Annotated in this window: 20 protein-coding genes, 1 CRISPR repeat array and 1 riboswitch; of the genes, 16 read left to right on the top strand and 4 right to left on the bottom strand. The window is 49.1% G+C overall.

Features of this window, described 5'->3' with window-relative positions; all coding sequences use genetic code 11:
• Position 1: 1 nt before the first annotated feature.
• The 6 genes from menE to CPY98_RS13320 all read left to right on the top strand — a co-directional run bounded on the left by menE (position 2) and on the right by CPY98_RS13320 (position 7,656).
• Positions 2-1,384, top strand: a complete 1,383-nt coding sequence (gene menE, locus CPY98_RS13345; RefSeq protein WP_231899414.1) for an o-succinylbenzoate--CoA ligase — start codon at positions 2-4, stop codon at positions 1,382-1,384.
• A gap of 243 nt (positions 1,385-1,627) precedes the next feature.
• Positions 1,628-2,173 carry a fimbrial protein gene (locus tag CPY98_RS13340; RefSeq protein WP_043494085.1) on the top strand — a complete coding sequence of 182 codons (546 nt, stop codon included), beginning with the start codon at positions 1,628-1,630 and terminating at the stop codon, positions 2,171-2,173.
• Between the two features lie 369 nt (positions 2,174-2,542).
• Entirely contained in the window at positions 2,543-3,088 is a 546-nt protein-coding gene (locus CPY98_RS13335) for a fimbrial protein (RefSeq protein ID WP_046449903.1), read from the top strand.
• A 101-nt stretch (positions 3,089-3,189) separates the two neighbouring features.
• Entirely contained in the window at positions 3,190-5,742 is a 2,553-nt protein-coding gene (locus tag CPY98_RS13330) for a fimbria/pilus outer membrane usher protein (RefSeq protein ID WP_367620831.1), read from the top strand.
• A gap of 12 nt (positions 5,743-5,754) precedes the next feature.
• Positions 5,755-6,477 carry a molecular chaperone gene (locus CPY98_RS13325; RefSeq protein WP_096388045.1) on the top strand — a complete coding sequence of 241 codons (723 nt, stop codon included), beginning with the start codon at positions 5,755-5,757 and terminating at the stop codon, positions 6,475-6,477.
• Between the two features lie 12 nt (positions 6,478-6,489).
• A complete protein-coding gene (locus CPY98_RS13320) occupies positions 6,490-7,656 on the top strand; it encodes a fimbrial protein (RefSeq protein ID WP_080723951.1) in 1,167 nt (388 codons plus the stop codon).
• Between the two features lie 73 nt (positions 7,657-7,729).
• Here the strand turns inward: CPY98_RS13320 and CPY98_RS13315 are convergent, their stop codons facing one another.
• Positions 7,730-9,163, bottom strand: a complete 1,434-nt coding sequence (locus tag CPY98_RS13315) for a catalase (RefSeq protein WP_025797984.1) — start codon at positions 9,161-9,163, stop codon at positions 7,730-7,732.
• A gap of 388 nt (positions 9,164-9,551) precedes the next feature.
• Between CPY98_RS13315 and CPY98_RS13310 the strand changes: the two genes are divergently transcribed.
• Complete coding sequence (locus tag CPY98_RS13310; protein ID WP_025797986.1) at positions 9,552-10,097, top strand: YfaZ family outer membrane protein; 546 nt, start codon at positions 9,552-9,554, stop codon at positions 10,095-10,097.
• Between the two features lie 82 nt (positions 10,098-10,179).
• Here CPY98_RS13310 and trpS read toward each other — a convergent pair whose 3' ends face one another.
• Together trpS and tyrP are read right to left on the bottom strand one after the other, a co-directional pair.
• The gene (gene trpS / locus CPY98_RS13305) at positions 10,180-11,205 is read right to left on the bottom strand and encodes a tryptophan--tRNA ligase (RefSeq protein WP_096388043.1); all 1,026 of its coding nucleotides are present in this window, start codon (positions 11,203-11,205) and stop codon (positions 10,180-10,182) included.
• Positions 11,206-11,385: 180 nt separating this feature from the next.
• Complete coding sequence (gene tyrP, locus CPY98_RS13300) at positions 11,386-12,597, bottom strand: tyrosine transporter TyrP (RefSeq protein WP_025797991.1); 1,212 nt, start codon at positions 12,595-12,597, stop codon at positions 11,386-11,388.
• 208 nt (positions 12,598-12,805) lie between these two features.
• Between tyrP and CPY98_RS13295 the strand changes: the two genes are divergently transcribed.
• Positions 12,806-13,999, top strand: a complete 1,194-nt coding sequence (locus tag CPY98_RS13295; protein WP_096388041.1) for a nicotinamide mononucleotide deamidase-related protein YfaY — start codon at positions 12,806-12,808, stop codon at positions 13,997-13,999.
• An 89-nt stretch (positions 14,000-14,088) separates the two neighbouring features.
• On the opposite strand, the gene yvcK is transcribed toward CPY98_RS13295, so the two are convergent.
• A complete protein-coding gene (yvcK, locus tag CPY98_RS13290) occupies positions 14,089-14,997 on the bottom strand; it encodes a uridine diphosphate-N-acetylglucosamine-binding protein YvcK (RefSeq protein ID WP_096388039.1) in 909 nt (302 codons plus the stop codon).
• A gap of 250 nt (positions 14,998-15,247) precedes the next feature.
• A riboswitch (molybdenum cofactor riboswitch) is annotated at positions 15,248-15,402 on the top strand.
• On the opposite strand from yvcK, the gene moaA reads away from it, so the two are divergent.
• From moaA to csy2, 8 genes are all read left to right on the top strand, one after another.
• Positions 15,393-16,379, top strand: coding sequence for a GTP 3',8-cyclase MoaA (moaA, locus tag CPY98_RS13285; protein ID WP_040044673.1), 987 nt, complete (start codon positions 15,393-15,395; stop codon positions 16,377-16,379). It overlaps the preceding riboswitch by 10 nt.
• 36 nt (positions 16,380-16,415) lie before the next feature.
• A complete protein-coding gene (moaC, locus tag CPY98_RS13280) occupies positions 16,416-16,898 on the top strand; it encodes a cyclic pyranopterin monophosphate synthase MoaC (protein WP_043494066.1) in 483 nt (160 codons plus the stop codon).
• The gene (gene moaD, locus CPY98_RS13275; RefSeq protein WP_025798000.1) at positions 16,895-17,137 is read left to right on the top strand and encodes a molybdopterin synthase sulfur carrier subunit; all 243 of its coding nucleotides are present in this window, start codon (positions 16,895-16,897) and stop codon (positions 17,135-17,137) included. Before moaC ends, moaD begins: the two co-directional genes overlap by 4 nt.
• Before the next feature lie 2 nt (positions 17,138-17,139).
• A complete protein-coding gene (gene moaE, locus CPY98_RS13270; RefSeq protein ID WP_025798003.1) occupies positions 17,140-17,592 on the top strand; it encodes a molybdopterin synthase catalytic subunit MoaE in 453 nt (150 codons plus the stop codon).
• A 139-nt stretch (positions 17,593-17,731) separates the two neighbouring features.
• Positions 17,732-19,140: a CRISPR direct-repeat array (repeat unit 28 nt; unit sequence GTTCACTGCCGTACAGGCAGCTTAGAAA).
• Between the two features lie 168 nt (positions 19,141-19,308).
• Entirely contained in the window at positions 19,309-20,292 is a 984-nt protein-coding gene (gene cas1f / locus CPY98_RS13265; protein ID WP_231899413.1) for a type I-F CRISPR-associated endonuclease Cas1f, read from the top strand.
• Entirely contained in the window at positions 20,289-23,531 is a 3,243-nt protein-coding gene (gene cas3f, locus CPY98_RS13260) for a type I-F CRISPR-associated helicase Cas3f (RefSeq protein WP_096388035.1), read from the top strand. Before cas1f ends, cas3f begins: the two co-directional genes overlap by 4 nt.
• 24 nt (positions 23,532-23,555) lie before the next feature.
• On the top strand, positions 23,556-24,872 hold the full coding sequence (gene csy1, locus CPY98_RS13255) for a type I-F CRISPR-associated protein Csy1 (protein WP_043494060.1): 1,317 nt from the start codon (positions 23,556-23,558) through the stop codon (positions 24,870-24,872).
• Positions 24,865-25,797 carry a type I-F CRISPR-associated protein Csy2 gene (csy2, locus tag CPY98_RS13250; RefSeq protein ID WP_043494058.1) on the top strand — a complete coding sequence of 311 codons (933 nt, stop codon included), beginning with the start codon at positions 24,865-24,867 and terminating at the stop codon, positions 25,795-25,797. The genes csy1 and csy2 overlap by 8 nt, the downstream gene beginning before the upstream one ends.
• Positions 25,798-25,805: the final 8 nt, after the last annotated feature.

Below are 25,805 nucleotides of genomic sequence, written 5' to 3'. Positions count from 1 at the left end.
CATGACAGCAACGATTTATCCTGCGTTTACCGACTGGCCTTGGCGGCACTGGGCCAGTCACACTCCCGAACATACGGCGTTGTTCCTCGAGAGCACGCCGGTGAGTTGGCGAGCTTTGAGTCAAAAGATCGGCCAATTAGCGTCAAGCTTTATGCATCAAGGCGTCACGTCTGATGCCATCGTCGCCGTTCGAGGCAAGAACAGCGCTGAGCTGCTGCTGACTTATTTAGCCGTTTTACAATGCGGCGCACGGGTTTTACCGCTTAATCCGCAGCTGCCAGATCTTCTGCTAAGCGAATTGTTGCCGCAGCTTAATGTCGATTATGGCTATAACCCAGACGCTGAGTTCCGCTGGCCAAACGGCATTGCTGCGCTGAGCGCATCGGCTGGCGATCCTGTTGAATTACCGTCGTGGCAAGCGCAGCGATTGGCTACGCTAACGCTAACCTCGGGGTCAACGGGAATGCCGAAAGCCGCTGCGCATAGTTTTCAGGCGCATTTATCCAGTGCGGCGGGTGTTTTGTCACTGATGCCCTTCGTTCAAGAAGATAGTTGGCTGCTTTCATTGCCGTTATTCCATGTTTCTGGGCAAGGTATCGTGTGGCGCTGGTTACTCGCTGGCGCGAGCTTGGCGGTGCGTAACATGCACCCGCTGGATGACGCGCTACGCGGCTGTACTCACGCATCGTTAGTGCCAACCCAACTGTGGCGTTTGCTGAACCAGCCTGAAACCTCACTGACGTTGAAAGACGTTTTGCTCGGCGGCGCGATGATACCGGTTGATTTAACCGAGCAGGCGGAAGCGCGTGGGATCCGCTGCTGGTGCGGTTACGGTTTGACAGAAATGGCGTCAACCGTATGTGCCAAACGCGCCAATGCTTTACCCGGCGTTGGATTGCCGTTAAGTGGGCGTGAACTGATGCTGGCTGACGGTGAAATTCTGCTGCGGGGCGATAACATGGCGTCTGGCTACTGGCGCGACGGGCATTTATTCCCGCTAGCCGATGCAGATGGCTGGTTTCATACCCGCGATCGGGGTGAGATGCAAAATGGCGAGCTGAGAATTATAGGCCGACTCGACAATCTGTTTTTCAGCGGCGGCGAAGGCATTCAGCCGGAAGATATTGAACGCGTTCTCCTGACTCACCCCGATATTCTGCAGGCGTTTGTACTGCCGGTGGACGACTGTGAGTTTGGCCAGCGTCCCGTTGCGGTGATTGAAGCTCGGAAAGGACTGGATTTGTCTGTGCTTGCTCCTTGGACACAAGGAAAGCTCGCCCGTTTTCAACAGCCTATCCGTTACTACCTTCTGCCCGAAGATCTAAAACAGGGCGGGATCAAAATCTCACGTAAGCAGATAGCCGCGTGGTTATCTCACCTATAGCAAGCAATCTGAGCAACCGTTGCTCAGGTTGCTGTTCTGCACAAGAATGCTTTAGTTAAATTTTTCATAGCATTAATTTATTAATCTGCCTCTTTCATTTTTACTAACAAATGAATTTAATTTCCACGCATTCCAAAATTATAATAACTGAATATAATTCATCCATACTTAGTATGCATTAAGTGTTCGTTAATTCATTGCTAAATAATGGATTTTTATCGTTATGGATATTTAGGTGGATGTATGAAATTTAAACTTTTAGTTTTATCAATGTTGGCAGTAAGTTCATTACCTGCATTTGCTTCTGATGGTGATATCACCTTTATCGGTGTAGTAACGGCTTCTGCATGTGCGTTGAATGGTTTTAATGGAGGTACAACAAAAAGCGGGGCGACAATGATATTACCCCCTGTGACACCCTCTTCATTTAGTTCTGCCGGTGGTTATGCAGGGATGACGGATTTTACTATTGACCTGAAAGACTGCGATATTACTACGCTACAAAACGCGCAAGTGACATTCAGTGGTTCACCCGACACGGTTAATAATGAAATTCTCAAAAATGGCAGCAGCACAGATTCGGCAACGGGGGTAGGTGTCGCTCTGCTAGAAAATGATGGCTCGACTCTGGTTGATATTAACGGCGGTAAGCCATCCAAACAACAGGCTTTATCGACCGGAAATACAACTTTGCGCTTTAAAGTCGCCTATAAAGCGAATACCTCAACGCCAGCAGTAACTGCGGGTAATGTGAGCGCAAAAACGTTTATTGATATTATGTACAATTAATTTTTAATTTGCTTATATTACTTAGGCATACCTCATCGGTTTACGCAAAGCGGAACAGTAATAAATATGTTTCATTTTTAATGCGATTAATTGTTATTGCTTCTGCTTTTTATTATGCAAGGTTTATTAAATTCTATGACGGTAAGCTTTTTGATAAAGCTTGGTGTTTATATTAATTTTAACTGAATATTGATTGCTGTGAGCTTTATTTACTGTATTTATTCCTACTAAAAAATGAATTTAATTTTCATGTATTCCAAAATTATAATTCATACATATAATTTATTAATAGCTAGCATGCACTCTAAGTTTACGCATGTATGACTAAAAAACGGATGGTTTCAACTTTATGGATATGAAGGTAATTGTATGAAATATAAATTTTTAATTTTATCGCTATTGGCTGTGAGCTCGTTCTCAGCGCTTGCTTCAGATGGTGATATTACTTTCACGGGGCTAGTGACCGCCTCTGCGTGTACACTCAATGGCTTCAATGCGGGAACGACGACCAGCGGGGCTACGATGACTCTGCCCTCGGTAACACCGGCTTCGTTTAGTTCGGCTGGTGGTTATGCGGGGATGACCGATTTCACTATTGACCTGAAAGAGTGTGATATTACTACGCAAAAAAATGCGCAAGTGACATTCAGTGGTTCACCAGACACAGTGGATAATGAAATTTTAAAAAATGGTAGCAGCACCAATCCAGCAACGGGAGTCGGTGTTGCTCTACTCGAAAACGATGGCGCGACGCTGGTTGATATTAACGGCGGTACACCGTCTAAGCAGCAAGCTTTATCAACGGGAAATACGACTTTGCATTTTAAAGTTGCCTATAAAGCTAATACTTCAACACCAGCAGTAACGGCGGGTAATGTGAGTGCAAAAACCTTCGTCGATATTGTGTATAACTAAAAGAGCCTGTCTGCTTGTTTTGCCCTTAACATAATTCAGACGGGATATCTCCATTAGGTATTTTTGGAGCCTTTCGTTAATGAATTTATAGCGGAACAATAATGATGAGGATTCATTTATTATTAATAATGAGAATTATCATTGTTGTCTCTGCTTTTTTTTCATTGCATTCAATAGCCAGTGAAGAAATCAATCCAGCATCAAATGAGAGTTCTGAGTTTGATGCGGATTTTTTACGTAAAAACTCTCAGGAAATACCACAGCAGTTTTATCACCCGGACCAAATTGAACCTGGGACGAATGCCGTTGATATTATTTTAAACGGACATTCTGTGTTTAAAACTAAAGTCGAATTTGTTTCCATGTCAAAGACTAAAAGTGCCGAGCCTTGTTTAACATTGGCGCTACTACATCAACTGAGACTCGATCATGAACTGCCCGAAAAAGGCAAAGGCGCGAGTGAAACATGTTACGACCTCACGGCTAAGTGGCCTGATGCAACCGTAAAATATGATGCTGCCATGCAGCAACTTATTATCACGGTGCCACAGGCCGCGATGAGTGTGGCAACACAAAGTGAAATGATCGATCCCTCTTTGTGGGACAAAGGGGTTAATGCGCTACGGTTGAGCTATTCCAGCTACATTTATCATACTGAAAATCATAATAGTAATAGCTCAGGCGACGACAGTAGCGACACGGCATATTTAAGCCTGAACTCAGGTGTGAATTTGGGTGACTGGCGTTTTTACAGTTTTGATACTTTTAATAAATCCCCCATTGGCTGGGAGCAAAACCACGATCGCGCTTATGCAGAACGCGATATTGCCTCACTGGTGTCTCGCTTCACCGTCGGTGATGTTTATGCCAGTACATCAAGTGATGTGCTAGGTATTTTACCCGTGCGGGGGATGACGCTTGAGACGAATAATCAAATGCTGCCTGCCGATACTTTCAGCTATGCACCGGTTATTCGTGGTGTTGCACGAACCAACGCGCGCGTGGTGATCCGCCAGCGCGGAAATATCATTTATAGCCAAACGGTCGCGCCGGGTAGTTTTGCTATCCACGATTTAAATAATGGGCAGATTGGGGCTGATTTAGATGTCACTGTTGAGGAAAGCGACGGAAGTAAACAGCAATTCACCGTTCCTTATACCTCACTGCCGGATATGTTGCGGCCTGGAACGTGGCGCTATGGCTTGAGTGCAGGCCGATATCGCGATGATTCTCTTTCTTATGAGCCGATGGTGGTGCAAGGAGACTTGCAGTACGGCTTTGACTGGTTGACGTTGAGCGATCTTATCGTTGCGGGTGAAGGGTATCAGTCGACCGCGTTGAGTACTGCTTTCAACTTTGGTTACCTGGGGAGTGTATCGCTAGATTGGGCCTTTGAACGTCATCAACAAGCGACAGACGGAGATACCCAATCCTATGATGATGATACTGCCGATAGAATTGGCGATAGCGGGAGAGCGCTGCGAGTGTTGTATGCGCGTCGATTTGATAGTACGGATACCTCGTTGCAATTGATGGCCTATCGTTATCAATCTGCCAGTTTTATGGATTTCCCTGAGTACGCCAGCTGGCGCTGGGGAGATGATGACACGCGCTATCAGCGTAAGAGTGAAGTTCAAGCGACGCTAAATCAGGGGTTTGGTGAGTTTGGCAACGGGTATTTTACGCTGCAACGCGATAATTATTACGATTCAAGCGCGACAGATACCTCATTAACTATGGGATACAGCTTCAATATTGGTGCAGCAAATATCGGCATGAGCTATAGCTATCAGGTGAATTCTAGTTCAAACGGCGATGTCGATCCTGACCGCCAGTTTTCGCTAAATGTGTCTGTGCCTTGGGATTTGGGTGAAAAACGGAGCCGCAATGTGTCGTTTAGCACTAGCAGTAGCAATCATTCTGGTGATTCTCAGATGGCAACGGTATCAGGGACTGAGCTGGATAGTGCGTTGAATTACTCATTTTCTGCTCAGCATGATCGTGGTGGATATTCACCTATAGCGTCGATGGCCTATCGCAATAACATCGCCAATATGAGTGCCAGTGCAAGCATGGGGCAGGGAAGTCGGCAGTATTCTGCCGGACTTTCGGGCGGAGTCGTTGCCTATAGCGGAGGCGTTGTTTTATCGCAGATGTTGGGGGATACCATCGCCATTGTTGAAACCCCAGGGGCAAAGAATATCAGCATAGAAGGACAGCCCGGCGTAGCGACAAATCGTTGGGGCTTGGCGGTGGTGCCATCAATTTCACCTTATCGAGATAATGCATTGTCGCTAGATTCACGTCATGCCGATGATAACGTTGAGTTACTGGATGCGGGTGACAATGTGGTGCCCACGCACGGTGCCGTGGTGGTACGGCGTTTCCAGACAAAGGTTGGGCGCAGGGCGATCGTGATGTTATCACTGCCCAGCGGCAAACCCGCCCCCTTTGGTGCCAGTGTATGGCAAGGGAAGGAGCAGGTTGGCATGGTTGCCGATAATGGATTGCTGTATCTGAATGGGATCTTGGCTGATGGCGATGCAACATTGCATATGACATTGGAAAACGAAAGCCAGTGCCAATTTGTTTTACCCGCGCCAAAAGATTCTTCTGAACCTTGGTATCAACAAATCAATGCGATTTGTCGCTAATAAGAGAAATATATGAAGTTCAATAAAAAAGTTGTTGTGCCTATGCTCATAGGTCTTCTCATCGCCGCAAGCGGCGTTCAGGCTGCCGTACGTCCTGCCTTGACGCGCATTGTCGCACTTGAAAGTGATAAAGAAACACCGATTAAACTGATTAATGATGATAAAAATCATGACTATTTAGTGCAGTCGTGGATTGAAGATCAGCAAGGAAATGACAAAGGCTTGCCGCTCATTTTGACTCCGCCATTATTCAAAATTAGTGCTGGGCGGGAAGGGCGATTGCGAATGGTGATATTGCCAGGAAAAATACCGCAGGATCGTGAGTCAGTCTATTGGCTGTGGATCCAAGAAATTCCGCCCGTTAGCAAAAGCAAAGAAAATCAATTACAGCTGGCCGTCCGTACGCGATTAAAAGTATTTGTACGCCCAACCGATTTGAAAGAGAAATCAGCCGATACACTTAAAGCGCTGACATGGCAGGTTAGCCATGAAGGAGGAAAAGCATGGTTGGTGGCGAAAAATCCGACGGAATACTACGCCAGCTTCTCTGAATTATCGGTTAGCAGCGCGGGTAAAAAGTTACCTTTAGCTGGAAAAAATACGATGGTGCCAGCAAAGGGGGAAGCTCGCTATGCGCTACCTGCAGGCGTTGTTGGCAGCAGCCAACTCAATTATTCATTGATTAACGATTTTGGTGGTGACACACCGATATTGCATCAGACGGTGACGTTCTAGCGGAGAACGACGATGAGAAAATGGTGGCGAGCTCAAACGATGTTGATGAGTGTTGTCGTATTGCTAGGTGGCGTTATCCCGCAGACGACTTGGGCAGGCGCTTTACGCTGCACCATTAACACCGGTGGAGCAGCTCCTTTCTCGCCGTATACGCGTGAAAACCCGATAGCGGTGGATGAGGATACTCCCGATTATTCGGTATTGCTTTCTCTCGATTATGCGCAGTTTTTGCCCAATATGAGGTTAAGCTGTACCACTGATGGACAAGAGGTGGCCGCCCCGGCTGGTTTTGATGGCACGGTTTCATTAAGTCTCAGTGCTATCAACGACACTGCGCTGGACTGGACTGGGGAAGCTCAAACCAATAATAACGGCGTTAAACTTAGGCTTTATATCAAAGCGGTTTCTTACAATGACGAAACGCTAGCAAATAGTTATTCACCGGCTAAATTAGCAACTAGGAAATTACTTGGCGTTGAGTACCCCGTTATTAACGGTAAAGACGATACAACGCTGTTTGAGTTTGGCGCTCAATATAATGCAGATAAAAGCTTATATAAGTTTGATGAAACGCATAATTATGCCATTGAGTCCATGCGTGCTGAGTTAGTTAAATTGGGCTGGATAGAATATAGCGCGCTTCCCGTTATTCCCGCTGGCGCACACCTTACTTTCACCGTTGATGGCATGTCTGGTGTGGCGACGGTGGATGTTCCTCTAGGCTCAGGAGTTTATATGGCTGCGCCATCATGCAGCTTAGATTCAGCGCATCAAACGGTTGATTTGGGTAATTTTAATAAGCGTAGTTCAGGATCGTTTCCGCAAGAGGGAGCACAAACACGATTTGGTATTGGATTTACCTGTAGCAGCTATACCAATAATGTTGAATTCACCTTTGATGATGCTAATGCAATATTGAAAGGTAACGATAAATTAGTAGCTCATAGCGAGGCCGACGGGGGAAAACTCACCGGAGTCGCGGTTGCGCTCTATGACGCGCAAGGTAACCCCATCATCATGGGAACAAAGCAAAATATTGGCAGTGCACAGCAAGGAGCAAATACGGCTTATTATCAGGCCGCCATTGTGCAAACCGCTGCTGAGATCACGGATTCTTCTTCGGCTAGTTTTGCAGGAAAAATTACCGCCAAAGCCAATGTGACCATCACTTATTACTGATAATTCGCCGATAAAAAACAGGAGCCTAAAGGCTCCTGTTTGCGTTTGTAGCTTCAAACATGAAAGAGAACGATTATTGGCCTAATGCCTTCATGATACCGGCCGCGTAGTCAGGGTGGATCTGCGCGAAGTGGCACAGAGCACGTTTCTGAATAGCTTCAGGCACCTGAGACAGCTCACCCGCGATACGGGTGTACATACGCTGATGTTCTTCTTCACTCAGTAAGTTAAACAGCGCACGAGGCTGAGTGTAGTAGTCGGTATCTTCGCGATGATTCCAGTGATCCGCGGCACCTTCGATGCTCAACGGTGGTTCGCTGAAATCAGGCTGCTCTTGGAATACACCAAAGGTGTTTGGCTCGTAGGTTGCACCGTTGCCGCTGTTGCCGTCAACGCGCATCGCGCCATCACGATGATAGTTGTGGAACGGACACTGTGGTGCGTTCACTGGGATTTGATGATGGTTGACGCCTAAACGGTAGCGGTGCGCATCGCCGTAGGAGAACAGACGGCCCTGCAACATTTTGTCTGGAGAGAAGCTGATCCCAGGCACGACGTTGGCTGGGTTCATGGCAACCTGTTCGACTTCCGCAAAATAGTTGTCTGGATTACGATTCAGTTCGAAGTAACCGACATCAATCAGTGGATAGTCTTTGTGTGGCCATACCTTGGTGAGGTCAAATGGGTTATAAGGCGTTTGCGCCGCTTCTTTCTCTGGCATGATCTGCACCTGCAGATTCCAGCGAGGGAAATCTTTGCGTTCGATAGCATCGAACAGATCGCGCTGTGAGCTTTCGCGGTCTTTACCGACTAGCGCTTCAGCTTCATCATCCATCAGGTTTTCAATGCCTTGCTGGCAACGGAAATGGAATTTAACCCAGAAACGTTCATTGTCGGCATTGATAAAACTGAAGGTGTGGCTACCAAAACCATGCATGTGACGGTAGGACTTAGGCAAGCCACGATCGCTGAAGTCGATGGTGAGCTGGTGGAAAGCTTCCGGCAGCTGCGAGAAGAAATCCCATTTGTAGACTGGGTTACGCAGGTTGGTGCGTGGGTCACGTTTTACCACGTGGTTCAGGTCAGGGAATTTCAGCGGATCGCGCAGATAGAAGACCGGCGTGTCGTTACCGACCAGATCCCAGTTACCTTCTTCTGTATAAAACTTCATGGCGAAGCCACGAATGTCGCGTTCTGCATCGGCAGCGCCACGTTCACCGGCGACGGTTGAAAAACGCACCATCATCGGAGTTTGTTTGCCGATTTCAGAGAAAATTTTTGCGCGTGTGTATTTGGAAATATCGTGAGTGACGGTGAATGTACCGTGTGCGCCAGAACCTTTAGCGTGCATACGACGCTCAGGGATGACTTCACGATCAAAGTGGGCCAGTTTCTCGAGGAACCAGACGTCCTGTAACAGCATTGGGCCGCGTGGTCCTGCTGTAATGACGTTGTTGTTGTCAACAACGGGGGCGCCTGCGGCGGTGGTCAGTCCTTTTTTGCTCATTACTTCTCTCCTTCATCAAGAGTCAGTGAATTGCTTCAACCGGGTGATACCTTTCGTTTCAGGGCAGACGTGCTTAGGTGCCTATCACTCAGGTATTGCTCTTCAGCTAAATCCAAAATATGTAGCTGACATAAAAGATTGCTCTGGGAAAACCGGCTTTCCATAAGTGTTCCGTGAACCAATCTAATCAATATTTGTAGACCTCTTAATGATCTCACGCAAATAGTTAAGGGTTATTAACCAGATTGCTAAAAGTTATCAGACACATAATTGCTTAATTTTTTTACAAAACTTAGAGAAGTTTTCTCTGGTTCTCGTTGATGATTGGTTTAAACTCTCGCGCACCGGAACCTGAGAACCGGGCTATTTTTTTAAGGATAATCACTAGATGAAGAAGATTGTTTTGGGCTGCGCATGTGCCGCTCTTTTTTCTGCAACGGCAGCAAATGCTATTAGTATTCATGGGCAAGCGGGTGAGCACTACACGAACGTTGAAGCGGGATTTGGCACGGATTCATCCGGTTTGTATTCCACGCTGAATTGGGCGCATAACGACGACGACGGTGATGTTGCTGGCCTTGGTTTGGGCATTAATCTGCCGTTAGGACCATTCCTTGCCAACGTAGGGGGCAAAGCGCTCTACCTCAATCCGCAAAAAGATGGCAGCGATGGGTATGCGATTGCCGTTGGTGGTGGTCTACAGTGGCCATTAACCAAAAGTTTCTCTCTGTACGGTGAGGGATACTATTCACCAGATTCGTTGTCCAGCGGCATTAACGATTACAAAGAAGCGAGCGCGGGTCTGCGCTGGAGCGTCATTCGCCCTGTGACGATTGATGTTGGCTATCGCTATATTGAAATGTCAGGCAAAGACGGCGATCGTAATAACGTTGTGGCCGATGGTGCTTATGTCGGGGCCGGTATCGGTTTCTAAACCATTACGATGGCTTTTCAAAAGCGCCTATTATCAGGCGCTTTTTTGTTTCAAATCGTAATGGTTTCAAAACGTAACGGGTTCAAAACATCACAGGTAAACCGAGGCCGCGTTTCACTTCGGCAAGTGTTTGTTGAGTGACTTCACGCGCTTTTTCGGTGCCTGCCTGCAAGATTTCCATCAACGCTGCTTTATCTGCGCTGAACTGAAGACGCCGTTCACGGATAGGCTCCAGCAATGCCTGTAAGCACGCCTCAAGCTCCTGCTTACACTGACGATCGCCCAGCCCGCCACGCTGGTAGTGTTCCTTCATGGCGGCAACCTGGGCGGTGTCTGGATGGAATGCGTCCAGATAGGTGAACACCACGTTGCCTTCGATTTGCCCAGGATCGCTGACGCGCAGGTGATTGGGGTCGGTATACATGGCATGAACGGCCTTGCTGATGTCATCGGCGCTGGCACCCAAGGTCAGGGTATTGCCTAATGATTTTGACATTTTGGCGTTGCCATCAATGCCCGGTAAACGGCTCACTGCGCTGAGCATCGCCTGACAAGGCACCAAAGTGGGTTCCGGTAATAAACTATTCATCTTATGCACGATTTCGTTGGTCTGCTCCAGCATCGGCAACTGATCGTCACCTACCGGCACGCGGTCAGCTTTGAACGCGGTAATATCGGCAGCTTGGCTGATGGGATAAACCAAAAAACCGGTGGGCAGGGTGCGTGAAAATCCTTTCTGGGCAATTTCGGCTTTCACCGTAGGGTTGCGCTCTACGCGCGCCACGCTAACGATATTCATATACAACATGGTGAGCTCTGCCAGCGCGGGCAGAGCGGATTGCAAACAGATCGTCGTTTTTGCCGGGTCGATACCCACCGCGAGATAGTCAGCCATCACTTCGAAAATGTTGTGGGAGATTTTTTGCGGATTACTACCGTTGTCGGTTAATCCTTGCAGGTCGGCAATCAGAACAAACTGCGGATACAGATCCTGTAACGCGACACGTTGGCGCAGTGAGCCGATGTAATGCCCAAGGTGCAGTTGGCCTGTTGGACGATCGCCGGTGAGAATAGTGTGTGATGCTGAATGAGTCTGAAGGTCGGACATGGTAACGCTCCTGAAAAATCGTAGCCGGAGCGCGTCCTAAAATGTCACAAGCCGCCCTCCGGCGGCTTGTATAAGATATGTTTGAATCAACAGAATCCTGTGCCGCCGCTAGATGCAGCGCCACCAACGGGCAACCTGAGAAGTTCGGATTATGCTATTCATCTTTTTACCCTATCAAATTTAACCGACAGCTGGCAATAGCCCAGATGCAATTGATAGCTGAATGGCAATCACGCAAAGACCGCACAGGAAAACCAACACCAGCGCAGGCTTACCTCCCATAACGCGGTATCCCGCCTGAGGATGATGCTTACGCGTTTGCCACACCAGCATAGATGGGATCAGCAACGCCAATACCGCCAATGCAACCGCCGCATAGCCCAGCGCCATCACAAAGCCTTGTGGGTAGAACAGGGCAAAAGCTAACGGGGGCAGAAACGTCATTAAGCCCGTTTGCGCACGTCCAGAAGCTTTGTTGCTGCGCTGGAACAGATCGGCCAAATAATCAAACAGACCCAGCGCCACACCGAGGAAAGAGGTCGCCAGCGCTAAATCCGCAAACAGATGAACGGCAAGCTCAACATGTGGGGTTGCAACGACTTCGCGCACCGCCTGTAACAAACCATTTAAGCCTGACTGCGCGGCAAGGATACCGACGAAAGTCGAAGAACTAATCGAACCCAGCGTCGCAAGCTGCCAGAAAATATAAGCGATAAGTGGGATGGCGCTACCGGTGATGAATACCCAGCGCAGTTTGCGCAGATTGCCGTTCATGTAGCTGACAATACTTGGCACGCTACCGTGGAAGCCAAACGAGGTAAAAATGACGGGGATCGCAGAGAGTGCAAGTCCCTTTTCCAATGGCATCGTGAGAAGGTTAGCCTGATGAATATGCGGCATCATGAGCGTGAGCATGATGACCAGCAATACAATTTTGGCCGTAAACAGTACGCGGTTAAACATATCAACCGAGTGGGTGCCGATGCAGACAACGCCGCCAGCGATGAGGGTAAACAGCAGGACGCCCACGCTAGGCTTAATCTCAAGGGATAGCCATTGGCTTAGGCTGGAGGCGAGGAGTTCTCCCGCGCCGCTGATATAAGCCGCCGTTAACGCATACATTAAAAACAGCATGCTGGCTCCGGCTAACCACTGCCCAGACCGGCCCAGATAATGTTTGGCCAGCGTGCCTAAACCCGTATCCGCAGATTCGTGTTGATAAACTTCAACCAGCAGCAGGGCGGTGTAGCACATTAATGCCCACAGGCTGACCAGCATGATAAAGGTCGTGCCGAATCCTACGCCGGCTGCCGCAAGCGGCATGGCCAACATTCCCGCTCCGATTGTGGTGCCCGCAACGATGAAAATACTGCCAAGAGTGCGATTCTTCACGCTTTCCTCTGCATTAAGACGATCCATTACTATTTATGACCCGCAGATTAAGGGAAAATATTCAGTTCGTCAAACTGGCGTTACATTTAGTGTAAATAAATAATTACATATAATTTCGCGCTAAATTATCTCAATAAAGCATTGTGTTGTGATAGCGCAGTTTCTAAAGTGGGTGCTTTACGGTGGTCATAAATTTCAGGAGAGGCGTATGCTACGTCTAGAAATGCTCTGTACGGGTGACGAGGTATTGCACGGCCAAATCATTGATACGAATTCCGCATGGCTGGCAGATTATCTCTTTCAGCAGGGGATCCCGATGCGTGCGCGCAGCACCGTCGGTGATGCACTGGAAGATTTAGTGTCCACTCTACAGTTGCGTAGCCAATATGCTGACGTTCTTATCGTGAATGGCGGCTTAGGGCCGACCAGCGATGACCTTAGCGCGCAGGCTGCAGCAGACGCTCTAGGCGAGCGACTGGTTGAGCATCCTGAGTGGATCGCACAGATGGAAGCTTATTTTGCTTCACGCGGGCGTCCGATGTCTGATAGCAATCGCAAGCAGGCGATGATCCCAGCCAGCGCCGAGATGATTGATAATCCGGTCGGCACCGCCTGCGGTTTTGCTATCCAGCTCAACGGTTGCTGGATTTTCTTTACGCCGGGCGTGCCTTCTGAATTTAAAGTGATGGTCGAAAAGCAAATTTTGCCGCGTTTGCGTCAGCGCTTTACGCTATCGGAGCCACCGCTTTGTTTACGACTGACGACGTTTGGCCGCTCCGAAAGCGGTTTAGCGCAGCAACTGGACTCATTACCTCTGCCGCCAAACACCACGTTGGGCTATCGCTCGTCGATGCCAATCATCGAATTAAAACTGACAGGTCCGTCTTCCCAGTGCGAAGCGATGGTTGAAACTTGGCAGCATGTGCGCGCGGTTGCGGGCGAAAACTGTGTGTTTGAAGGCACGGCGGGCTTGCCGCACGACGTTGCTGTTCTTCTGCGTGAGCGCGGGCTACGTTTGGCCCTGAGCGAGCAATTTACCGCCGGATTGTTAAGCTGGCAGTTACGTTCTGCCGATGCGCCTTTGGGTAATGGTGAACTCCCAGAACACAGCGGTAACAGCAGCTTGAAAGAGGTCGCATCGCGGGCACGTATTTTAGCGACTCACAGCGGCGTGGATTTAACGATTGCAATAGGCGAACTGCAAGACGATTGCATCAGCGTAGTGCTGCATTCGGCACAAGATACTTTCGGCCAAACGATGGTGTATAGCTCACAGCGTCACAGCCAACGTATTCGTCAGGAAATGACGGCAATGCTAGCGCTGGATATGCTGCGCCGATGGCTCACAGGGCAATCGCCTTATGGCAATTATGAATGGTTAAAGCCGACAGAAACGCTGTGATGCGTGATTAAGGCAATGCGTTGTGGTGAAAAAAAGCCCCGAGCGGGCGTTGGGCTGCTCAGGGCTGATGTATTACTGATAATCGCAAGTTAACTCAACTGCTGTAACGCTTTCTCAATAGCCATGCGCAGCAGATCGCGATCGTGGCGATAGGGAATATCGCTGGCTTCCAGCATTTCCTGCACCACCACGCGGTTTTCCATTCCTTGGATGTTGACCTTTGGTCCCACGACAACGCCGTCGATAGCATGCCCGCCGATGGCTTCTTCCATGATGCGCAGCTTATCGGGCAGGGTTAGGGCTGCCGCCGCAACGCTCAGCTCTTTTCCTAGATTACCGATGTAAATCATATGCGCGCGGGTGCGGCGCAGGGCACGCGTCAGATCTTCCAATAGCAATAAAGGCATCAGGCTGGTTAAGAAACTGCCAGGGCCAATCAGGATCAGATCGGCTTTTTCGATGGCGTCAACAGCTTCACGCGTTGCCTGTACCTGTGGTTCAAGCATCAGCTGCGCAGGCATTTCTTTAAGCTGGTCGATGTTCACTTCGCCATAAATTACGTGGCCATCTTGATCGATGGCGTTGAGATCGACTGGCTGTTCTGACATTGGAATAAGCGAAGCGTCAACCTTGAGCAAACTGCGGATCAGGTTAATCGCTTCCAGCGGACGCACGCTCAGGTGATCTAATGCTTTTAACATCAGATTTCCAAGGTTATGCCCCGCTAATTCACCGTTACCGTTAAAACGATATTCAAACATGGCAGAAGCCACGCTGGGCTCGGTGATCAGCTGATTCAAACAGTTACGCATATCGCCCCACGCAATACCGCCTTCCGAGCGGCGAATACGCCCGGTGGAGCCGCCGTTATCCGTGGTGGTGACAATGCCGGTTAAACGTGAACCCAGAGGAGACAAGGCTGACATGACGCGGCCAAGACCGTGTCCGCCTCCCAAAGCGACGACCTTATCGAGGTCGGCTAAAGCGCGGTTTCGCATAAAAATCCTACAAAATGAAAATAAACTGTGAGTAAAGTACCGGATCACACTGAAAAAGGCGAAACCCAGACTTATTTGCGTGATTTATATCAAGTATAGTGGGGCCGTAACTAGTGTATTCTGTTCCTAAGTTACTGACATAAAAGCGTTATATATGAAATTATACAGCGAGATATGTTTGGTAAGCCATAAAATAAACGCTAGAATTTAATGAATTATTCATAGGTGTGGTGTGAGCGTTAATGCTCTCATGGCGTCTGAACTCCTAGCCCTTTTACCTAAGTTTAGTCGAAAACAGCTGTTTTCCACTTGATACGGTGTCTGGGCCGTGGCTATAAGCCACCAGGGTACAAGGTAGAAATGCCTGTGCCTCCCGAATTGGAAAGGTGTTAACAATGCTCCAACTGACTGACGCATTTGAGCGTAAGTTTTATTACTTGCGCCTTTCGATCACAGACGTATGCAATTTTCGCTGTACGTACTGCCTGCCAGACGGCTACAAACCGAATGGTCATGCCAACAAAAGCTTCTTATCTCTCGATGAGATCCGCCGCGTCAGTCGTGCATTTGCCGAATTGGGCACCGAGAAGGTGCGTTTAACCGGCGGTGAGCCCTCCTTGCGTCGCGATTTTGTCGACATCATTTCTGCGGTACGTGAAAACCCATCGATTCGAACGCTGGCGGTCACCACTAACGGCTATCGTATGGCGCGTGATATTGCTGATTGGCGCGATGCCGGTCTAACGGCGGTTAACGTGAGCGTGGATAGCCTCGATGCCCGGCAGTTTCACGCCATCACCGGTGAAGATAAACTCAAGCAGGTGATGCAGGGCATTGACGCGGCGTTTGATGCCGGTTTTGAAAAGGTGAAAGTGAACACCGTGCTGATGCGCGACGTGAACGATCGCAGCCTGAACGGTTTTCTTAACTGGATTAAAACCCGCCCGATTCAAATGCGCTTTATTGAGCTGATGGAAACCGGGGACGGCGGCAATTTATTCCGCAAACATCATGTTTCAGGCGAAGTCATCCGCGATCAATTGCTGGCCCTCGGCTGGCAGCGCCAAGAACGCTCTCGCAGCGATGGCCCTGCACAGGTTTTCAGCCATCCTGACTATCTGGGCGAAGTCGGGCTGATCATGCCTTATGAAAAAGACTTCTGCGCCAGCTGTAACCGCCTGCGAGTGTCTGCCATCGGTAATCTGCACCTGTGTTTGTTCGGAGAGTCTGGCATTCCGTTACGCGATCTATTGGCGGGCGATGAACATCTTGATGAGCTGAAAATGCGTATCCAAGGCGGTTTGCGGCATAAAAAGCAAACGCATTTCTTGCATGATGGCAACATCGGGCATACGCAGAACCTTTCCTTCATCGGCGGCTAACGTTGCCTTAACTCGTTATTAATCTAAAAGAAAATTATGAGCCAACTTACCCATATCAATGCGGCCGGTGAAGCCCACATGGTCGATGTTTCTGCCAAAGCAGAAACCGTGCGTGAAGCACGCGCTGAAGCTTATGTTGAAATGAAGCCCGAAACGCTGGCGATGATTGTTGAAGGCAAACACCATAAGGGTGATGTCTTTGCAACCGCGCGTATTGCAGGTATTCAGGCGGCAAAACGTACGTGGGAGCTGATCCCGCTTTGTCATCCACTGTTGCTGACCAAAGTTGAAGTTCAGCTTTCCGCTGAAGTCGATACCAGCCGTGTGCGTATTGAGTCCTGCTGTCGTTTAACCGGTAAAACCGGCGTGGAGATGGAAGCATTAACCGCCGCGTCGGTGGCGGCGTTGACCATCTATGACATGTGCAAAGCGGTGCAAAAAGATATGGTTATCGGCCCGGTTCGTCTGCTGGCGAAAAGCGGCGGCAAATCCGGTGATTTTAAGGCGGATGCATCATGATTAAAGTTCTATTTTTTGCTCAGGTACGTGAGCTGATTGAAACCGATGAGCTTCAATGTGAACTCTATCCGACGGTTGAAGCACTGCGCGCTGCGCTGGCCGAGCGTGGCGACAAATGGGCTCTGGCGTTGGAGACGGGCAAATTGCTTGCTGCGGTAAACCAAACGCTGGTGGAGTTCACGCATCCTCTGCAAGTGGGTGATGAAGTGGCCTTCTTCCCACCGGTTACTGGGGGTTAATGATGGAAAATACCCGTATTCGCGTAGGTCTCGACAATTTTAGCGTTGGTGACGAATACCAATGGCTATCGCAGTGCGAAGACGATGGCGCAGTGGTGACTTTCACTGGCAAGGTGCGCAACCATAATCTTGGCGATAACGTCAGCGCATTGACCTTAGAGCACTATCCTGGGATGACAGAAAAAGCGTTAAATGAAATTGTGGCAGAAGCCCGTTCGCGCTGGCCTCTACAGCGTATTTCGCTGATCCACCGCATTGGCGCCATGTATCCCGGCGATGAAATTGTATTCGTTGGAGTGACCAGCGCACATCGCAGCATGGCCTTTGATGCCGCCGAGTTCATTATGGACTACCTCAAAACCCGCGCGCCGTTCTGGAAACGAGAAGCCACCGAGCAGGGCGACCGCTGGGTCGACGCCCGCGACAGTGACCAACAAGCGGCAAAACGCTGGTAAGTTCTTTCAACCCTTTTTTCTGCCCTCACGATAACTCATTGATTTTTCACTCCTCCAATGAACCGTAAGAAAAAAGGGTTAAATTCCCCAAAATGAGCTACCGATCTGATTAATCGACGCTTTCTGCGAATATCCTACAGTTCACTGCCGTACAGGCAGCTTAGAAATCAACCCATCCATTAGGAATTTTAAATGATTCAGTTCACTGCCGTACAGGCAGCTTAGAAAACCATGAGCAGATGGCTATCCAGGCATTAAACGTTCACTGCCGTACAGGCAGCTTAGAAAAATATCATGGAGCATCTAAACGAAAAATCAGAGTTCACTGCCGTACAGGCAGCTTAGAAAAATATTGCAATAAACAGTAAACATAAAAATCAGTTCACTGCCGTACAGGCAGCTTAGAAATTTTGGCTTGCATTATAGCAGCAACAGTTTAAGTTCACTGCCGTACAGGCAGCTTAGAAATCAATATATGCAGGGGCTTTTTTATGCACTGGGTTCACTGCCGTACAGGCAGCTTAGAAACTTCGGGGCCAGCGTGGATTTTTTACTGATATGTTCACTGCCGTACAGGCAGCTTAGAAAATCTGCTGTTTTTAAAAATTCTGGCACTAACGGTTCACTGCCGTACAGGCAGCTTAGAAAATGTATTAGTTCCGTCATCCCGAGACAAACCTGTTCACTGCCGTACAGGCAGCTTAGAAATGGCTCAGCCCATGAGGGTGTGGCGGGCGAACGTTCACTGCCGTACAGGCAGCTTAGAAATTGACTGCCGTTAATTACTGGCTCTGCGTTAAGTTCACTGCCGTACAGGCAGCTTAGAAATTGCGGGTTATGGTGTTTAATCAGGATATGATGTTCACTGCCGTACAGGCAGCTTAGAAAGATATGAGTCGGCCTGAACGTTGACTGCACACGTTCACTGCCGTACAGGCAGCTTAGAAAGGTCAGATGCAAATGCTTGCAAACCCGCTCAAGTTCACTGCCGTACAGGCAGCTTAGAAAGTGAGGGAAAAATACTCTGTAGACGCTGTGCCGTTCACTGCCGTACAGGCAGCTTAGAAAACTGATCCCGATGTTTCACGTGAATGGATATCGTTCACTGCCGTACAGGCAGCTTAGAAAGTCCTATACGGCATCGAAATCAACTCTCGCGAGTTCACTGCCGTACAGGCAGCTTAGAAATTCCGTTCCACTGCGTCGCATCTCCGTGCAAAGTTCACTGCCGTACAGGCAGCTTAGAAATTTCAGTGATTGGATTGTATTTAATGCGAAAAGTTCACTGCCGTACAGGCAGCTTAGAAACATGAGTGGAAGGGGAATTTTTCAGCTGAAGAGTTCACTGCCGTACAGGCAGCTTAGAAAGAGCATCGAATCCAGCGCCACGCCCTGTGTCGGTTCACTGCCGTACAGGCAGCTTAGAAAGTATCAAAAGCGCGAAACCTACGCGATAGAACGTTCACTGCCGTACAGGCAGCTTAGAAAATCCATAGATGCATTTACTTGTTTTTTCCAAGGTTCACTGCCGTACAGGCAGCTTACAAACTCACCATGGTTTGTGTTTAATTTTATTGGCTATGTATCAACCTTAAGCCGTTAAGCTGGTTATATTCCAAAATTAAGAATTACTGCATCGTTAAGTGTGATTTAAGTTAAATTTCCCTAATGTGTTGGGTGGTATTTTTGCATTATCTCCAACGATGGAATAACGATGTGAACAGCAATGATTTCTCTCCCTCTGATCTGAAAACTATTCTGCATTCAAAACGCTCAAATATTTATTACCTCCAATATTGCCGAGTATTAGTTAACGGTGGTCGAGTGGAATATGTGACGGATGAAGGGCGCGAATCACTGTATTGGAATATTCCCATCGCGAATACCACCGTGGTTATGTTGGGCACCGGAACCTCGGTCACTCAGGCCGCAATGCGAGAGTTTGCCCGTGCAGGCGTATTGGTCGGTTTTTGCGGCGGAGGGGGAACGCCCTTATTTGCGGCGAATGAGGTTGAGATAGATGTCTCGTGGTTAGCTCCGCAAAGCGAGTATCGTCCCACTGAGTACCTGCAAAACTGGGTGAGCTTTTGGTTTGATGACGATAAACGTTTAGCCGCTGCGGTGCGTTTTCAGCGCGTGCGGACCGAGCAAATTCGTCGTCATTGGTTAGGTTCGTTAATGCAACGTGAGGAGCGCTTCAGAGTAGATGAATCACGCTTGCAGGCTTTGCTGCAACGCTATGAGCAAAATTTGGAGAAGTGCGCCAATCATACCGATTTGATGGTGCAAGAGGCGGTAATGACGAAGGCCTTGTATAAGCTTGCCTCGGATTCAACCCAATACGGTGAGTTTACCCGCGCCAAGCGAGGCGGCGGCACTGATATGGCAAACCGCTTTCTCGATCATGGCAACTATTTGGCCTATGGTCTGGCGGCGGTGGCAGCTTGGGTTACTGGCTTACCGCATGGTCTCGCGGTGCTGCATGGTAAAACGCGGCGCGGCGGCTTAGTTTTCGATATTGCTGATTTGATCAAAGACGCGCTGGTTTTGCCACAGGCCTTCATTGCTGCAATCGCGGGAGACGACGAGCAAGAGTTTCGCCAACGTTGTTTAACCAGTTTTCAGCGTGCAGAAGTCTTGGGTACGATGATTGAAACATTGCAGGATACCGCCCAGCAGCTCGGCCAGAGCAAGCCATGAATATTTTGCTTATCTCCCAATGCAGCAAAAATGCGCTGGTTGCTTCGCGCCGGATCCTCGATCAGTTTGCCGAGCGCAAAGGCGACGGTACATGGCAAACGGCGATAACGTTGGATGGGCTGAATACGCTACGCCGTTTATTGCGCAAAACGGCAAGAAGAAACACGGCGGTCGCCTGTCATTGGATTAAAAGCGGCGGGCAAACTGAGTTGCTATGGATTGTAGGAAATCTCCGGCGGTTTAACGCCCAAGGAGCCGTACCGACAAATCGCACTATGCGCGATGTTCTCAAAAGCCAAGATGAAAATCAGTGGCACAGCGCTGAAGCGATTAGTTTATTGGCGGGTATTGCTGGGTTGTTTCATGATTTTGGGAAAGCTAATGCGCTGTTTCAAGGGGTGTTGCAGGGCAAAAGCGGCCATCGTTACCAGCCGTTTCGCCATGAGTGGATATCCGTGCGGCTGTTTCAGGCTTTTATTGGTACGCAAACCGATAAACAGTGGTTGGATAAATTGGGCAGGCTAGCACCACAAGACGAAAATGAGTGGCTGGCAAGCCTACAAAAAGACAGCAAAGAGAAGAGCGATAGCCCACTTGTCAATCTGCCACCGCTGGCGCGAGTGGTCGCTTGGCTGATTATTTCTCATCACCGTTTGCCGCAGTATTTAGGGAAAAATGAGCCAGAGCTATCCAGCAGTAAGACATGGCTGGAAAATCAACTTAATGTGTATTGGAGTGCGCTCAACCACGAAAAAAGCGATTGGCGCGAAAGTGATTTTGATAAAGTTTGGACGTTTCCCAAAGGTACGCCGCTGCGCAGTCAAACTTGGCGTAATAAAGCTAATCAGCTGGCGAAGCGGGCTGCTCATGCCGTGTCTCTGCCCGATTTTGGTTCACTTGATCAAACATTTACCGTGCACCTTGCCCGTTTAGCCTTGATGCTAGCGGATCATCATTATTCCTCGCAGAAACCAATGCCTGGCTGGCAGGATGAAACCTACCACGCATGGGCAAATACCGAAGAGGGTAAGCTAAAGCAAAAACTGGATGAGCATGTTGTTGGCGTTAGCCACCATGCTTTCCTGTTGGGACGAACTTTCGCCGCGCTGCGCCGTCAGTTGCCCGCTATTTCACGACATAAAGGCTTTCGAGAAAGGGCAAAAGGTGCGCGTTACCAGTGGCAAAACAAGGCGTGGGATAAGGCTGCAAGCCTACGTGAATGTTCGCAAAGTCAGGGTTTCTTCGGCATCAATATGGCCTCTACAGGCTGCGGTAAAACGTTCGCCAACGCACGTATCATGTATGCACTTGCACGTGAAGACGAGGGATGTCGTTTTACCGTTGCGCTAGGGCTACGTACGCTTACATTACAAACCGGCGAAGCATTACGCGCAAGGCTTGGGTTGGGTGAGGACGATTTAGCGGTGCTGGTTGGTTCTCGCGCGGTGCGAGAGCTGCACAACGAGCCTGATGACGATAATAACAGCGCGTCGGGAAAAGACCTTTTTGAGTCACATCAATATGTGCATTACGACGGTGTACCTAATACTGGGCCACTGCGTCAGTGGCTGGAAACGGACACTAAGCTGCGCCAATTGGTGGACGCACCAGTGCTGGTCGCCACTATCGATCATCTGATGCCAGCCACTGAAGGCGTGCGTGGTGGCAAGCAAATTGCCCCGATGCTGCGATTGCTGACCAGCGATTTGGTGCTCGATGAGCCGGATGATTTTGAGATTGAAGATCAGCATGCGCTTTGTCGCTTGGTGAACTGGGCGGGAATGCTCGGTGGACGTGTGTTGCTCTCTTCTGCCACATTGCCGCCCGCGTTTGTACAGGTTTTATTCTCTGCCTACTGCACGGGGCGCCAAGCTTATCAGCAAGCCTGTGGTGAACCGGGATTGCCGCTCAATGTTTGCTGTGCGTGGTTTGATGAAGATGACGCCTGCACGGGTGAATTTGGTCGTCCTAAAGATTTTTATGACGCTCATTGTAATTTTGCAGGACAGCGTGCAAAACGGCTACCGGTCAAACCTGTGCTGCGCAGGGCAGAGATTGTTACGGTTTTACCACCGACGTCTAAAACCGAGGTGGTCATTGATGCGATAACAAAGACTCTCCACGACAATATGTTCGCGCTGCATGCGAAGCACCATGAAGAGCATGCGGATAAATCAGTCTCATTAGGGCTGGTTCGCATGGCGAATATCAATCCGTTGGTCGCCACCGCTAAAGCGTTGATGGCGATGTCTTCGCCTGATGGATTTTGCGTTCACTATTGTGTTTATCACAGTCAACATCCGTTGGTGATGCGTTCATACATGGAAAAACGGCTCGATGCCGCGTTTTCCCGCTCGGGAGAGAATAACTCACTCTGGGATAAGCCGGAGATCCGGCGGGTGGTAGAACAAAGCATAGCCAAACATCATTTATTCGTTGTGCTGGCTACTTCCGTGGTTGAAGTTGGCCGTGATTGGGACGCCGACTGGGGCATTATTGAGCCAAGCTCGATGCGTTCACTGATTCAGTTTGCTGGGCGTATTCAGCGCCATCGGCAGAAACTTCCACAAAGTCCAAACTTGCTCATCCTCAATAAAAACGTGCGCGCATACCGCCAGAAAACCCCAGCGATGTGTCAGCCGGGTTTTGAAACAAAACGCTTTCAACTCGTCAGCCACGATCTCAATGAGATCCTGCAACCAGAGCAATATCAGCATATTAATGCGGTGCCGCGGATTTTGGATATGTTATCAAAACCCGTCGAGGGTCAGTGTTACACCAGTCTGGTCGATCTTGAGCATGGGCGTTCACAGCTGGAGTTAATGGGCAACGAGAGGAAATATCCTGTTGCCGTGCACTGGTGGCGGCTGCCGGTTAACTGGAATGGCGAACTGCAACGCCGCACGCCGTTTCGTCAGTCTCAGCCTGAAAGGCAATATTTTTTGCGTATGGAAGATGAGTTTGATGAACCGAAATTTTTCTTCCGTGATGAAGGTAGTGCCGCAGGCTGGAAAGCCGCCGGAGAATTCACTTATCAACAGCTGAATATGGCAGAAGGCGTTTCCGCATGGATGGCAATGGATTATGAACAGGTATTACAGAGCGTAGCCGACGCTCGAGAGATAGCGCTTGCTAATGTCTGCGAGCGGTATGGCGAAATCAATCTGCGTGTGAGTAAAGAAGAAGACACAGAAGCGTGGTTATGGAACCCCGTACTGGGTGTGTTTAGGCCTCTTTAATTCGTATCAGGGACAGGAGTGTGTATGTCATATCAAAGGTTGGCCGTTTTTATCGAAGATTACATTGCCGGACGACGGCAAGCAAAACTCGATGCATTTGATAAAGAAATGACTAAACGGCAGGCGGCAGGGGAAGACGAAAGCACCTTGCTACAAGAGCGACGCGAAGTGGCGTTGCGCTATGAAACACGTAACTGGTTAACGGATGCCGTCAACCGTATTGGGCAAATCAGTTCGGCTACTCATGTTGCCAAGTTTGCTCATGGTGATTCAAAAAGTAGCAGTGTTATCAGTGAAGCAACAGAAAACGAAGGCTATCTCTCTACCGCAACGATTTTGAATCAGTGTATTGATTTTACAGGAAATGCGGCGGTTTTTGATGTCGCAAATCTGCTGAAAGCTGAAGTAGAGGGCGATTCGCTGCTAGCCTGTTTACAACGCGGTGATAGCTCTGTGCTGGCTGAACTGTCGGAAGACGACGAGCAGCTTGCGTTTTGGATGACGGGGTTTACTAGCGTCCTTATAGCCAAGCCACCTGCGTCTCATAAGCTGGCAAAGCAGATCTATATTCCTGTTGAAGGGGGATACCATCTGCTTGGACCGCTGTTTTCCTCATCTCTAGCCCAGATTTTGCATAACAAATTGATCGCGTTACGTTTTAGCGAAGAAAGCAAAGAGATTAGGGCGGCGTATAAGGCTGGGACATGGCATCCGAAGCCTCTGGTGAAATTTCCAAACTTAGCGGTAATGGATTTTTGCAGCGCTAAACCTCAGACGAGATCCTTGCTAAACGTTGCGCGTAATGGGCGTGTGTGGCTTCTATCCTCAGCGTCACCACAGTGGAAAACTCAGGACAAACCGCCAGTGGCATTGAAGAACCTTTTCGGTAGAGGTCCATATGAACGTGCAACCCACACGTTGCGCCGTCGACTGATTCAACTATTGGTCAGTGCGGGAGAAAGCAATAATCACGCTATTCGCCAGCAGCGCGACCGTTACATCGACGAGCTTATCGACTTGTTATTCAACATCGCGGCTGATCTACAACGTAGGGAATTTGAGGGCTGGACAGCAGATGAAAATTGCCAGCTCAAACCTCACCAGCAGCTTTGGCTCGATCCGTGGCGGGCAAAAAAAGATGAGGCATTTTTTAACGAGCGCGAAAAAGGTGACTGGCAAGATGCGGTAGCCAATGATTTTGCCCAGTGGTTAAACAGCCATTTGTGGTGTGACAAACTCAAGGTCGGGGAAACAGAGCGCCGAGAATGGCAGACCCAGCCACTCTTCAAGCGTCGTCTGCACGAAATGGAGCAGGCTATAAGGAGATGCCGCAATGAGTAATATCATTATATTACCGTGGATTATGGTAGAAAACGCCAACGCAGTTGCTGGGCTCACTTGGGGATTTCCCTCCATTACCCATTTTTTGGGTTACACGCATGCATTATCTCGAAAACTGCAAATCAGCCACGGACTCACGCTAGAAGGTTGCGGTGTCATTTGCCATCGTCATCAGACCCATGCTTATTCATCTGGGCGTGATTATCAGTTTGCTCTCACTCGTAATCCGTTGACCAAAGAGGCCAAAACCGCCTCGTTCAACGAAGAGGGACGTATGCATATGACGGTTTCTCTCGTGATTGAGTGTCATGGTGAAATTGCCAATGGTGATGTCGGTATGCAGGCGCTGGCCGAGCATCTACAAAATCTTTGTCAAACGCAAAAACTAGCGGGTGGCACCATTACGCAATTGCGTGAGGTTCGGGTATGTAGCGCTGGCAACTTAAGCGCCAATCTCTACAGCTTGATGCCGGGCTTTGCGTTGTATGACCGTTCACTTTGGCTTGACGAGCATTTCCAAGCACTAAAACAGCAAAACCCTGATGTGGAAATGATGGACGCATGGCTTGATTTTGCCGCGTTGAAAATGGCGGCGAAAAAAAATGAAGATCAGGAAGACAGCGCAACATGGGAATATTTGAAAAAACCTCGCCCTGGATATCTGGTTCCGCTGATGATCGGCTGGCAGCGAATTTCCCCGCTTTACGAACCCGGCACCGTGATTAATGCTCGAGACAACGAGACACCGTTCTGCTTTGCCGAACCGGTATATGGCATCGGAGAGTGGCGGGGGGTACATCGCATTAAAGAACCGGATGAGCTGTTCTGGCGTTATCACATTACTGACACTGGATATTACTGCCGTGGGCAATCCTTGCCTGACGACATTATGCCAGATGATTCACATTACTCAGACGAATTTTAAGGGATGAA

It is taken from the genome of Hafnia sp. CBA7124 (assembly GCF_002355555.1).
Taxonomy (GTDB): domain Bacteria; phylum Pseudomonadota; class Gammaproteobacteria; order Enterobacterales; family Enterobacteriaceae; genus Hafnia; species Hafnia alvei.
The sequence above is the reverse complement of the archived record's forward strand: the minus strand, read 5'-3'. Positions and strand labels throughout refer to the sequence as shown.